We start from the raw sequence: 11,805 nt of genomic DNA, 5'->3' as shown, positions 1-11,805 counted from the left end.
GGTGTAAGCAAGCGTGATGGACGCTTCGCTGCTCACCAGGACAAGAGGACACGGTCAGTTGGCGGCCCGCCGCCTCGGTGACGTCGTGTGGGCAATCGTTCAGGCAGCGGGCGCCGCCGGCCTGGCGTGGTACATCGCCCATGATCTGCTCGGTCATTCCGACCCGTTCTTCGCGCCGATCACCGCAGCGGTGACGCTGTCGGCCAGCAACGTGTTCCACGCGCAGCGGGTGCTCCAGAACATCAGTGGCGTCGCCCTGGGAATCAGCGTGGGGGCCGCCGTGCAGATGCTGCTGGGCAGCGAATGGATTGCGATGTCCGGTGCAGTCTTCATCGCGTTGAGCGTTGCGGTGTTGATCGGCCACGGATTCCTGGGCGAGGGACTGACATTCGCCAATCAGACCGCCGGGTCGGCCATTCTGGTGATGGCGATCACCGGCGGTGACCGCCTCTTCGAACGACTGCAGGAAGCCATGATCGGTGGCGGCCTGGCTCTGGTGTTGAGTCTGGTGCTGTTCCCGGCGGATCCCGCCTCCGTGCTGGACGACGCGCGTGCCGGGGTGTTTAAGGCTCTGAAAGATGTGCTCACGCAACCGGATCGATTGCTGCCGGCCGCCGACCAGGTGCACGAACGGCTGGACGACCTGATCGAAGCCCGTTATCACGCCCGGCTGTTGGCACGGTTTGCGCCGCTGCGCTGGAAGACACGCTCGATGGTCGCGCGCGCGGACCGGCAGGCCGCCCAGATGACGCTGCTCGCGGGCTCGGTGCTGCACTTCGCCCGCGTTATGGCGCCGGGTGTGGGTGACCTGCCCGCACCGGTGCGTGCGGCGACCGGTGAGCTCGTGGCAGCACTCGCCGAGGCGGAACACGACGGCGATGCCGCGACCACCCACACGGCGGCCGTGTGCGAATGCGCATCGTCGGTGGACGCTTCCGACACCGCGGGCTCCTCGTTGGCCCACGCCCTGAAGACGTGCGCCGAGGACCTGCAGCGGGTAGTCGATCTACGGGCGTGATGTCAGGGTGTTCCGGCCTTCAGTGCGGCGACGACTCCGCCGTCGACCAGCAGGTCGGTACCGGTGATGAAGGTGGCGTCGGGGCCGAGCAGAAATGCGGCCGCCGCGGCGATGTCGTCGGGGGTGCCGATGCGCCCGGTGCCGGACATGGCGATCATGGCCCGCATGCCGTCGCCGACGGGCGAGGCGAGTTCCTGCTGGCCCATCGGGGTGGAGATGATGCCGGGGCTGATCGAGTTGATCCGGGCTCCCCGGCGGCCCCAGTCGGCGCTCGCGGCGCGGACGCGAAGGTGGTTGGCCTGCTTGGCGATTGGGTAGGCAAAGTTTGGCTCGGTGACCTTGGCGATGAAGTCGAGCGAGAGCAGTTCCCCGGGAGGATTGTGTGACAGCGCCTTTTCCTGTTCGGGGGACAGCGGCGGGAACAGGTGGCCCGCCATGCTGGCGATAACGACACCCGCACCGCCCGGTGCGATGACGTCACCGAACTCCTGAAGTATCAGTGCGACGCCGAGCAGGTCGACCGCCAGGATCGCCTGGGCCGAGGCTTGGGCCGGGGAAAGTCCGGCGGTGTGGGCGAGTTGGGCCACGTTGCCCAGTGATCCGGCGAACTGGGCAAGCGCGTGTACCGACTCGGGTGACGAGACGTCGACCTGCTGACTCTCGACGTCGTAGCCGTCCGCGGACAAGGATTCCGCCACCGAGGTCAGCACCTGCTCGTTGTTGTCGGCCAGCAGCACCGTCTTCGACGAACCCAGCCGCCGGGCAATGGCCTGGCCCATACCGCCGACCCCCACCACGGCGAGGATTTCTCGATACACGGTCACGTCATCCCCTCTGCCCAGGCGATATGCCCGTCGAATCTCAGTGATCTCGCCATCTGGAGGTGGCGATCCCGGTAGTCGCGGCAAGCCGCGTCGTCGCCTTTGGCACGCGCCAGCATTGCCCGCAGGCGCAGTAACCAGATTCGGTTGATGACGAATCCCGGCTCGGTCGGTACGGCAGCCAGGCGCTCGATGGCCGCCTCAGCTTCTTGGATGTCGGCGGGCATCCCTCTGCCCAGCAAAGCCTCTACCAGAGCAGCGACCGGAGCGGCGCGAGTGAGCACTCCGCCGGAGGCGTGCTCCGACTCCACGGTGGCGCGAGCAGATTCGATTGCGTCGTCGAGATCACCGACACGGATCTTGTCACGGGCAATATGAGTGTCGATGAACCCGATGATCGCCATCGTGAAGCGCTCCTGCACGGCTGCTTCGCGGGCCGCTGCAAGCAGCGCGATGCCCTCCGCGCGCGGTTGACCGCCTTGCGTCAGCAGAGTCAGGCCGCGCACGTATCGAGCGCAGGCGAGGGTGAAGTCGTCGCCGGATCGTTCCGCCATTTCCAGGACGACGGTTGCTTCATTCAGGTCTTCGGTGTTCGGCAGCCACGTTTCGTTGACTGCGAGTGAGTATTTGAAGACCATCACCAGGGCACGCAAGGTGAGGTCGAAGGCTCGGACCATGACGGCGGACCGATCTACATCGACCCGCCATCCCGGATCGCCGAGACAACATCGCGCACATCCTCGCAACATCATCGCGCCGGCCAGCGGGGAACTGAGTATCAGATTGCCCATGGCGGGGTCACCGTCTGCCAAGTCAATTGCGCGCTGCGATAAGCGCAAGGATTCAGCCGCATCATCACACTGCATTTTGGCGACGGATGCCGAGTAAAGCAGGCCGACGGTCAGGGGTGGATCGTTAATCTGCTCCAGCAGGTCGACGAGTTCGGAAGCCCAGTGCGAAGCTTGCTGATAGAGGGCGTGCACGGTCAGCGTCGAGATCCAACCAGCCATGCCCATGGCCAGCGAAACCTTGTCGCCGGCGGCGCTGGCGAGCTCGCGCAGTTCGTCGAAGCCGGTGTCGGCCATGCTGCCTCCGGCCATCCAGGCGCTGGCACACAACAGGGTTCGCGGAGCAATTCGCATCGAGGAGCGTCGCTGATCAGCGGTCGGCAATCGATCGGCGACGTCGCGTGCGCGCTGCCAGCTGGCTCGTGCTGCGGCGAGATCACGGTGCGTCAGCCAGGTCCCGGCACGCATGTGCCAGTCGAACGCCGCGTGGAGATCGCCTGCAGCAGTGAGATGTTCGGCGATCAGGGGGGCGTTTTCGTCCGGTGAGCCGAGCCGCTGGATTGTGGCTGCCAGTTTTCGATGTTGTTCAGCGCGGTCGGCTCGCAGTTGTGACTCGTAGGCGACCGCGCGAATCAGCGGATGCCGGAACGCATATTCTGCTCGCGGCGCGAAGCCGACTTGATCGATCAGCTCTGCCATGACCAACTCGTGCACCACCGGATCGATTCCCAGCGCGATGACCAACTCGGTGGTGAAATGCGAACCGATCACCGCCGCGGCGCTCAGTGTGCGTTTGGCAGACGGGCTCAGGCGGTCGACACGTGCCGCGATCACCGCCTGCAACGTTGCGGGCACACTGATGTCGGCGATCTCAGCCGCGAGTCGATACCTTCCCTGTGTCCCGCAGATCTTCCCCCGTTCAGCCAGATCACGTACCAGCTCCTCGGCGAAAAACGGGTTTCCCGAAGCACGTTCGACGATGACCGCGACAAGTGGCTGCACCGAGGTGTCCGTCCCGAGTAGCGCGCCGATCAACGCAGCGGTTTGCGTGGCGCTCAGCGGACGCAGCGCAATCGTCTGCATGCCCGGGACTCTGGTAAGGGCGCCGTGGTACTCAGGGCGATAGGTGATCAGGACTATCGAGGGGGTCTGCGGGATCACCGCCAGGTAGTCGGCCAGCATCGACTCGCTGACCTCATCGATCCAGTGTGCGTCTTCGATCACGAACAGCGCGGGATCCTTCCGAGCCAGCAGTCCCGCATTGATGAGCGCGGTCAGCCGGCGCCGGCGGGCGTCGGCCTCGATCTGAGGCGGGTCGGCATCCGGGTCCTGGACACCCAGCAGATCGTCCAGCAGGAGTAAGTCTTCGGGGTCAGCACCGGCGAAGCGGACGCGGATTTGCGCGCGTGCATCCGGATCAAGCAATCCGTCGATTCCCAGCGCAGCGCGCAACAGGCCTGTCACTGCGTGGAAAGGGATATCGCTGGTGTGGGATTCGCAGTACGTGGTGAACACATCCGCACCGCGGGCGGCCGTCAGTGCCGCTGTTTCGCGGACGATGCGGCTCTTGCCGATGCCCGGCGGTCCCAACACGCCGATGATGCATCCGGCGCCGTCCACCGCTTCGTCGAGGATCCCGCTGATCGTGTTCAGTTCCCAATTGCGCCCGACCAGTTGTGGTTCGCTGATCCGGCGGTGCCCGTTCGTCGTCGCGATCAGCCGGCGTGCGGGCACGGGACGGATCGCGCCCTTGACAGAAACCAACTCTGCTGGCGCGAGGGTGGTCACGTCTTCGACCAGCCGGGCCGTTGATTCGCTGAGCATGACCCCGCCCGGCGGTGCCACCGATTCCATCCGCTGGGCCATCCCGACCTGCTCGCCGATCGCGGTGTAACCCAAAGCGGCGGAACCAACTTCACCGGCGATCACCTGACCAGAATTCAGCCCAACCCGCAGCTGCAGCTGTACGCCATCGCGCTCAGCCACCTCAACTGCCAGGCGCCGTGCCTGCTCCTGGATCCCCAGCCCCGCCAGGCACGCCCGAAAAGCGTGATCTTCCAGAGCAACCGGAGCACCGAAAACCGCCATGATGCCGTCACCGGTGAACTTGTCCACCATGCCGCCGAACCGTTGCACCACTCCTGCCGCGGCCGTCACAACGTCGGTCATGATCTCGCGCAGCCGCTCGGGGCCCACCGCGGCGGCGATATCCATCGAATGGACGACGTCGGCGAAAAGCACCGTCACTTGCTTGTATTCGGCAGACGGAGCCGGCGCCGAAACCGGTGATCCGCACTCGTCGCAGAACTTCGCGGCAGCGCGCAACCCCGTACCGCACGCCACGCAAGCGCTCGCCGCATTCATGCCTGCACCGCCGATCCGGTTCCGAAGCCAATCGAAGAATAGGACGACGGCCGCTACGTTGGATGCAATGTCGGACCAAACGCCGTGGAATATCAACATCCACTACGACGCGCTCGTCGACCGGCTGGTCCCCGCCGGGGCGCAACAGGTGCTGGACGTCGGGTGCGGTGACGGCTTCCTGGCCGCGCGATTGGCCGAGCGGATTCCCCGGGTGGTCGCCCTCGACATCGACAAGCCGATACTGCAGCGGGCGAACACCCGGTTCCCGGATGCGCCGGTCGAGTGGACCCACGGTGACGTGATGACCGCCGAGTTACCCGACTTCGATGCTGTGGTCTCCAACGCCGCGCTGCACCACATCGACGACACGCGCGGCGCTCTGACGCGGTTATCGCAACTGGTGCGCCCGGGCGGGACCCTGGGAATCGTGACGTTCGTCAAACCGTCCGTGCGCGAGGTGTTTTGGCATGTGTCCTCGTGGACCGCCTGCGGCGTCGTCAACCGGGTCCGGGGCAAGTGGGAACATAGCGCTCCGATCAAGTGGCCCCCGCCGGACACCTTCGCCCAGTTGCGGGCTCACGTGCGTGCGGTGCTCCCCGGCGCCCGGATCCGCCGACTGCTCTACGGACGCGTGCTGATCAGCTGGCGTGCCACCTAGCCGACCGTACTTACTCGCACCGTGGCGAAGCGCCGGCGTGCGATATGCCATCCGTCGGGCGTGCGCACGATCTCGTCGTCGTAGAAGCCGATCCCGTTGACGCCGGTCTTATTGTCGGCGGCCATGCGGTTTCGTGTTCGTTCATTGCCGCGGCGCCGACGGCTAGTGCGATGCCTCGCTGAGTGCGCCGATGGCCGCCTGCAGCTTGGCAGCAGCCTGGTCCGCAACTTCCTGAAGACCCGGCTGGTCCACGACGCGCACCATGAGCTGGGGGTCCATCGCCTCGACGAGCACGCCGCCGTCATCGGCCGCGCGCAGCACCACGTTGCACGGGAGTAGCTGGCCGATGTGGCGATCCACGTTCAGCGCCCGGTGCGCAAGCTGCGGGTTGCAGGCACCGAGGATCACGTAGTCCTCCATGTCCTCACCGAGCTTCTGCTTCAACGTTGCCTTGACGTCGATCTTGGTCAGGACACCGAAGCCCTGTCCGGCAAGGGCCTGCGTGGTCTGTTCGACGGCGTCGCTGAACGAGGTGTGCAGCGTGGCGGTCAAACCGGCGGTTCCTAATGTCATGGCTGATCCCTTTCTTTCTGTCCGGCCTTCTTGTCACGCCAAGGCCAGGAAGAGCTTTTCCAGCTCCGCTTCGCTCAGCGGCGGCGCATCGCCGTGCTGGGTGCCGTTGATGCAGTCACGCAGCCCGGTGGCGACGATCTTGAATCCGGCCCGGTCGAGCGCCTTCGACACCGCTGCGAGTTGAGTCACGACGTCTTTGCAGTTGCGACCCTGCTCGATCATCGCGATCACGCCGCCGAGTTGCCCCTGAGCACGGCGTAACCGGTTGAGCACCGCCGCCATCGTGTCTTCGTCAGAGTTCATCGAGTGCCTTCCTATCTCTCCCTGCTCATACTATACCAATACCCCTACCGGTATCAGTACACTGGCGGTCATGGATGAACAGCACCGTCACCACGACGTTCTGAATGATCTCAACCCACAGCACCGTGCGCTTCGCCAGATGATCCCCGGCGTGTACGCCGGCTTCGGCGAGATGAGCAAAGCTGCCATGGCATCTGGGGCACTGGACGCCAAGTACAAGGAACTCATCGCGCTGGCGATCGGGGTGGTGCACGGATGTGACGGCTGCATCGCCTCTCACGCTAAAGCGGCGGTCCGCGCCGGAGCCTCCAAGGAGGAGGCCGCGGAAGCGGTCGGGGTGAGCATCATGATGCACGGTGGGCCGGCCACCATTTACGGCGCCCGCGCCTACGCCGCCTTCTGCGAGTTCGCCGACGCCGGATCCGGAACATAGTCTCGACGCATGGAACTGCGGCAGCTGCGCTATTTCGTGGCGGTTGCCGAGGAGCTGCACTTCGGAAGGGCGGCACAGCGCCTGCATATCTCCGGGCCGGCTCTGTCGCAGCAGATCATCGCCCTGGAACGAGATCTGGGCGCTGAACTCTTCGTCCGCGATCGCCGAACCGTTCGGCTGAGCCAGAGCGGCCGCGCGTTGCTGCCTGACGCCCGCCGCATCCTGGCGCTGTCCGATGACGTGAAGAGCAGGGTGCGCAAGACTGCCGAGACCGCCGCGCCGGTGCGGCTCGGCTACGTGAGTTGGCTACCCGACGATGCCCTGTCCGGCGCATTTTCGGTGCGAATCGACGAGTGGGTGCTGCCCTCGCATGTGCAGGCCGACCGGGTGGCCGAGGGTACCCTCGACATGGCTTTGACCTGGGTCACCTCCCGGCAGGCCACTGAGCGCGGGCTGACGGCGCATCTACTGCGCGCGGAGCCACTGGGCGCGGTGCTTCCCGGTGTCGCATCGACCGAACCCGTTGATGCACAACAGCTCCGGGTGCTGGTCGATGCCGACGAGTCGGCCTGGCGGTCATGGAATCTCTTCGCGCGCGAGTTCGCGGGTGACACCGGTGCGCGGGTCGTCGGCATCGACGACGGCGGCATCACCGGGGACGCGTTCTATACCCACGTTCGGCGACTCGGCGCTGCCGTGCTCGCCTCGCCCAAGCGCCACACCGCGGTGCCGCCACCGAGCTTGGGACATCGGCGGGTGGCCAATCCTGTGCCGGTGTGGACGTGGTCGCTCGTGCACCGGGACGACGACGAACGCGTCAGCGTGCAACGGCTGGTCAGTGCACTGCTGAACGTCGCAGGCGGTCACGGTTGGCCCGCGCCGCCCGCCGGCCGGTGGTGGATCCCGTCCGACGACCCGCACCGCGGCGCTCTGACCGCGGCGGCTGAACTGCGATAGGAAGTTCCGCCGAACACAGGTAAGCAAAGAGTCCTGGACGCCGCGCCGTCGTCGCGATTGAGTCGAGATATCGACGAGAGAAGGACGAAAGACGATGGTGCCGAACTACATTGTCGACGACCTCGCGGGCTTCACGGTCCGCGCGCAACAGACCGACCTGGCGGGCCGGCCCAGATCGATGCTCAAGCGCAATGTGCTGGACAGCATCGCCTGCGCGGTCGGGTCATTGAACGGCGAACCCATCCCCGCGATCCGCGCGCAGGTGGATGAGTTCAGCGGCCGCCGCACCGCCACACTCGTCGGGGGCGGAACTGCGTCGGTGGACCAGGCCGCATTCTTCAACGCCGTCTTGGTCCGTTACCCGGATCTGCTCGACACCTACCTGACCGTGGGAGGCCTGTGTCACCCCGCGGACAACTTCGGCGCCATCTTCGCCGTCGCCGAGCATCTCGATGCCAGCGGTGCGGACTTCCTGCTCGCGCTGGCGATTGCCTACGAGGTTCAGTGTCGCTTCAGCGCAGCAGTGCCCGTAATGGCGAGCGGCCTCAATCATGCGCTGCAGTTGGCGATGTCGGTCGCGGCCGGTACGGCCAAGCTGACGGGCCTGGACGCCGCCCGGACCGCTGACGCCATCGCGGCCTCTGCGGCCGACAATGTCTCGCTCGCGGCCGTGCACGCCGAACCGGTCTCCACCTGGAAGGGCATCTCGCCGGCCATCACCGGTATGCGGGCGGTCTATGCCACGATGCTGGCGGGCCGCGGGGTGACCGGGCCCCGGACTCTGTTCGAGGGACCGCACGGACTGGTGCAGTTGTTCGGCCGGAAGATCGATTTACCAACGGACGCAACAGAACTCAACGCCGTCGAACAGACCTACCTCAAGCGGTACTGCGCGCTGATTCACGGCCAGGTGATCATCGACGCCGTGCTGGCACTCCGCGACGCGAACGGACTGCGCGGCCGGGACATCGCGTCGGTCAATCTTGAGGTTTTCCAGGGGGCATTCGACTTCGCCGGCGGCGGGGCATACGGCGTCAAAGACCATCCATCGACGAAAGAGCAGGCCGATTACAACCTCAAGTACCTGACCTCGGCCGCTCTGCTCGACGCCGGCGTCGGCCCCGAACAGCTTGAGAATGAACGGGTTCGGCGCGCCGACGTCCAGGATCTGTTGCGTCGGGTGAACGTCGAACCGGCCGCCGACCTCACCGCGGCCTACCCCGAACGCACCGCCGCCCGGGTGCGGATCGTCACGTACGACGGGCGCCAATTGCGCCATGAGCAGGCCGACTACGAGGGATCGCCCACCCGCCCGATGTCATGGGGCCGTGTCGTGGACAAGTTCCACTGGCTGGCCGAGCCGTTCTGCGGCAGGGGTTTGCGCGGTGAGATCGTCGAGGCGGTGGAACGTGTCGACGAAATCTCCACCCGCGAACTCGCAATTCTGCTGGGCGCGGTGAGCTCGACAGCCACCAAGGCCCGCGGCGCACGGCGGTTTTGAACGGCGGACTACCCGCGTCGCCTTGCGCGGTTTGCTGATCGCGTTGAATGATCGGCGTCAACCTCGCCGAAGGAGCGCATGTGGGCAACAACAAGAAACGCACCGTCAACCGGTGGGAGTTGATCACCTGCGCCGTCGCGGGCCACGCCACCTACGCTCCGGACGACGAGCAACTGGCCGAACGGCTGCACGCCAAGACCGAACTCGGTGAGGTGTGGCGCTGTCTACGCTGCGGCGACTTCGCGCTGGGCGAACCGCACGGCCGCGGGCATCCCGAAGACGCGCCGATGATCATGCGCGGCAAGGCGTTACGGCAGGCCATCATCATTCGTGCACTGGCTGTCGAGCGACTCGGGCGGGCCGTGGTGCTGGGGCTGGCCGCGTGGGCGGTCTGGACGTTCCGGGGCGCTCGCGGTTCGATTCAGGCCACCCTGGACCGCGACCTGCCGGTGTTCCGTGCCGCCGGATTCAAGGTCGACCAGATGTCGGCGATTCACGAGCTGGAGAAGGCGTTGGCGGCCAAACCGTCGACCCTGGCTCTGATCACCTGTCTGCTCGCCGCCTACGCCGTGCTGCAGGTCGTCGAAGGCGTGGGCTTGTGGTTGATGAAACGCTGGGGTGAGTATTTCGCGGTTGTCGCCACCTCCGTTTTCCTGCCCCTGGAAATCCACGACCTGCTCAAGGGCGTCACCACGACGCGGGTGGCGACCCTGACGATCAACATCGCCGCGGTGCTCTACCTGCTGATCTCCAAGCGGCTGTTCGGCATCCGGGGCGGCCGCAAGGCCTATGAAGAGGAACGCCAGGGCGAGCAGCTCCTCGACCTCGAGCGCGCGGCCATGACGGCGGCCTGAGTGTCCGCTCACCTGCCGCGGGATCCCGACTATCGCCAACGCGTACGGGAAAGCTTTGCGCTGCAGGGCCTGATGGCAACACTCGGCGCACAGCTGCGCAGCATCGGTCCCGGCGTGGTCGAGATCGAGGTGCCGTTCTCGCCCGGTCTTACCCAGCAGGACGGGTTCTTCCACGCCGGTGTCACCATCTCGATCCTGGACACTGCGTGTGGCTACTCTGCACTCACCCTCATGGCACACGGCTCGCGGGTGTTGACCGTGGAGCTGAAGGTCAATCTACTGGCCCCCGCGGTCGGCGATCGTTTGCGGGCACGAGGCGAGGTACTGCGGCCCGGCCGCAATCTCACGGTGTGCCGTGGAGACGCCTATGCCGTGAGCGGCAGTGACTCCAAACAGGTGGCCACCCTCCTCGCCACCATGACTGCTGTCCCGGCCGGGTAACCGCCACGCGCAAGGGAGAGCAAGCTGACTTGACTAAAGTTGAGCCAGCCCGGGATGATGCCCGATATGAGCGAAACCGCGTGTGCTCCCGGGCGCGAGCAAGTCGAGCGAAACCGCACCATCGAATGGTCGGATCCCCGCAGCGCGGCCGAGGCGGCGCGCAGTCGCAGCGGCCTCGAGTTTCTGCAGGCCATGGTGGACGGGGAGATACCGCAGCCGCCCGTCATGAGCACCATCGGCGGCCGGCTGGAATCCGTTTCGGCGGGCACGGCCGTATTCACCCTGACGCCGGCCGAGTTCCACTACAACCCGATCGGGTCGGTGCACGGCGGAATGTACTGCACACTGCTGGATTCCGCCGCAGCCTGCGCGGTGCACAGCATGCTGCCGGCGGGGGTGGCCTACACCAGCCTCGACCTGTCGGTGCGGTTCATCGGGGCGATCAGCGTCGAAACCGGTCCGGTCCGGTGTACCGGCACGGTGACCCATCTGGGCCGTCGCACCGCGCTGGCCGAGGCCAGACTGACCAGCAGCACCGGCAAACTGCTGGCCACCGCCACCAGCAACTGCCTGATTCTGAATCCTTGAAGCGATGACGGCGGGACGGCTTGCCGAGCAGGATGGGTGGACGGGTGCCGACGGGTGCCCGATGGAGTACGCACTGCAGTTCATCGGCACCCATTCGGCGATGGTGCTGCTCCGCGAAGCCTTCTGGGGCGGAAGACGTTTCGACGATCTGGCGCGTCGGGCCGGGGTCACCGAACAGATCGCCGCCAAGCGGTTGCGGGAACTGGTCGACGCGGGCTTGCTGCAGAAGCAGCCGTACCGGGAACCTGGCCAGCGCACCCGGTACGAGTACGTGCTCACCGATCGGGGGCGCGACCTGTTCCCGGTGCTCATCAGCCTGATCGAATTCGGCAGGCTGCTGCAGGCACAGTCCGGTACGGAATTGATCCACAAGGGCTGCGGTGAGTCCGTGGTGCCGCAGGTCCGATGTACCGCGGGCCACGACGTTTCGTTCTCCGACGTGGTCATTCGAAAAGCGAAGCGCCGGAGACGAGAAGTGTGACGCCGGCGATCTCCACGCGCCTGTG

The 11,805-nt window shown here is 66.0% G+C and carries 13 protein-coding genes and 1 pseudogene; 9 read left to right on the top strand and 5 right to left on the bottom strand.

Annotation, left to right across the window (positions count from 1 at the left end):
* Nucleotides 1–16 precede the first annotated feature (16 nt).
* Nucleotides 17–1,018: an aromatic acid exporter family protein gene (locus QXK92_RS18275; protein ID WP_306243522.1), complete on the top strand. Its 1,002-nt coding sequence runs from the start codon at nucleotides 17–19 to the stop codon at nucleotides 1,016–1,018.
* Between the two features lie 2 nt (nucleotides 1,019–1,020).
* Here the strand turns inward: QXK92_RS18275 and QXK92_RS18270 are convergent, their stop codons facing one another.
* Nucleotides 1,021–1,836 carry an SDR family oxidoreductase gene (locus QXK92_RS18270; protein ID WP_306244518.1) on the bottom strand — a complete coding sequence of 272 codons (816 nt, stop codon included), beginning with the start codon at nucleotides 1,834–1,836 and terminating at the stop codon, nucleotides 1,021–1,023.
* Between the two features lie 2 nt (nucleotides 1,837–1,838).
* Entirely contained in the window at nucleotides 1,839–4,991 is a 3,153-nt protein-coding gene (locus QXK92_RS18265) for an adenylate/guanylate cyclase domain-containing protein (RefSeq protein WP_306243520.1), read from the bottom strand.
* 67 nt (nucleotides 4,992–5,058) lie between these two features.
* On the opposite strand from QXK92_RS18265, the gene QXK92_RS18260 reads away from it, so the two are divergent.
* Nucleotides 5,059–5,649 carry a class I SAM-dependent methyltransferase gene (locus tag QXK92_RS18260; RefSeq protein WP_306243518.1) on the top strand — a complete coding sequence of 197 codons (591 nt, stop codon included), beginning with the start codon at nucleotides 5,059–5,061 and terminating at the stop codon, nucleotides 5,647–5,649.
* On the opposite strand, the pseudogene QXK92_RS18255 reads toward QXK92_RS18260, so the two are convergent.
* The 3 genes and pseudogenes from QXK92_RS18255 to QXK92_RS18245 form a co-directional block, all read right to left on the bottom strand.
* Nucleotides 5,646–5,774, bottom strand: a pseudogene (locus QXK92_RS18255) (nuclear transport factor 2 family protein); the annotation flags it as partial. The gene QXK92_RS18260 and the pseudogene QXK92_RS18255 sit on opposite strands and share 4 nt — an antisense overlap.
* Before the next feature lie 37 nt (nucleotides 5,775–5,811).
* Nucleotides 5,812–6,222, bottom strand: coding sequence for a DUF302 domain-containing protein (locus QXK92_RS18250; RefSeq protein ID WP_306243516.1), 411 nt, complete (start codon nucleotides 6,220–6,222; stop codon nucleotides 5,812–5,814).
* A gap of 33 nt (nucleotides 6,223–6,255) precedes the next feature.
* Nucleotides 6,256–6,525: a metal-sensitive transcriptional regulator gene (locus QXK92_RS18245; RefSeq protein ID WP_306243514.1), complete on the bottom strand. Its 270-nt coding sequence runs from the start codon at nucleotides 6,523–6,525 to the stop codon at nucleotides 6,256–6,258.
* A gap of 70 nt (nucleotides 6,526–6,595) precedes the next feature.
* Here QXK92_RS18245 and QXK92_RS18240 point away from each other — a divergent pair, with 70 nt between their 5' ends.
* From QXK92_RS18240 to QXK92_RS18210, 7 genes are all read left to right on the top strand, one after another.
* Nucleotides 6,596–6,958, top strand: a complete 363-nt coding sequence (locus tag QXK92_RS18240; RefSeq protein ID WP_306243512.1) for a carboxymuconolactone decarboxylase family protein — start codon at nucleotides 6,596–6,598, stop codon at nucleotides 6,956–6,958.
* 9 nt (nucleotides 6,959–6,967) lie between these two features.
* Nucleotides 6,968–7,915 carry a LysR family transcriptional regulator gene (locus tag QXK92_RS18235; protein ID WP_306243510.1) on the top strand — a complete coding sequence of 316 codons (948 nt, stop codon included), beginning with the start codon at nucleotides 6,968–6,970 and terminating at the stop codon, nucleotides 7,913–7,915.
* A gap of 94 nt (nucleotides 7,916–8,009) precedes the next feature.
* A complete protein-coding gene (locus QXK92_RS18230) occupies nucleotides 8,010–9,416 on the top strand; it encodes an MmgE/PrpD family protein (protein WP_306243509.1) in 1,407 nt (468 codons plus the stop codon).
* An 80-nt stretch (nucleotides 9,417–9,496) separates the two neighbouring features.
* Nucleotides 9,497–10,270, top strand: a complete 774-nt coding sequence (locus tag QXK92_RS18225; RefSeq protein WP_306243507.1) for a DUF2127 domain-containing protein — start codon at nucleotides 9,497–9,499, stop codon at nucleotides 10,268–10,270.
* On the top strand, nucleotides 10,271–10,711 hold the full coding sequence (locus QXK92_RS18220) for a PaaI family thioesterase (RefSeq protein ID WP_306243506.1): 441 nt from the start codon (nucleotides 10,271–10,273) through the stop codon (nucleotides 10,709–10,711). It begins immediately after the preceding gene.
* Nucleotides 10,712–10,777: 66 nt separating this feature from the next.
* Nucleotides 10,778–11,299 (top strand): PaaI family thioesterase, encoded by a 522-nt coding sequence (locus tag QXK92_RS18215; protein WP_306243505.1) that lies wholly within the window; start codon nucleotides 10,778–10,780, stop codon nucleotides 11,297–11,299.
* Nucleotides 11,300–11,303: 4 nt separating this feature from the next.
* Complete coding sequence (locus QXK92_RS18210) at nucleotides 11,304–11,780, top strand: helix-turn-helix domain-containing protein (RefSeq protein ID WP_306243503.1); 477 nt, start codon at nucleotides 11,304–11,306, stop codon at nucleotides 11,778–11,780.
* The last annotated feature ends 25 nt before the right edge of the window (nucleotides 11,781–11,805 follow it).

The organism is Mycobacterium sp. TY815, from assembly GCF_030755135.1.
Classification (GTDB): Bacteria; Actinomycetota; Actinomycetes; order Mycobacteriales; family Mycobacteriaceae; genus Mycobacterium.
This window is presented reverse-complemented; position numbering and strand designations above follow the sequence as displayed.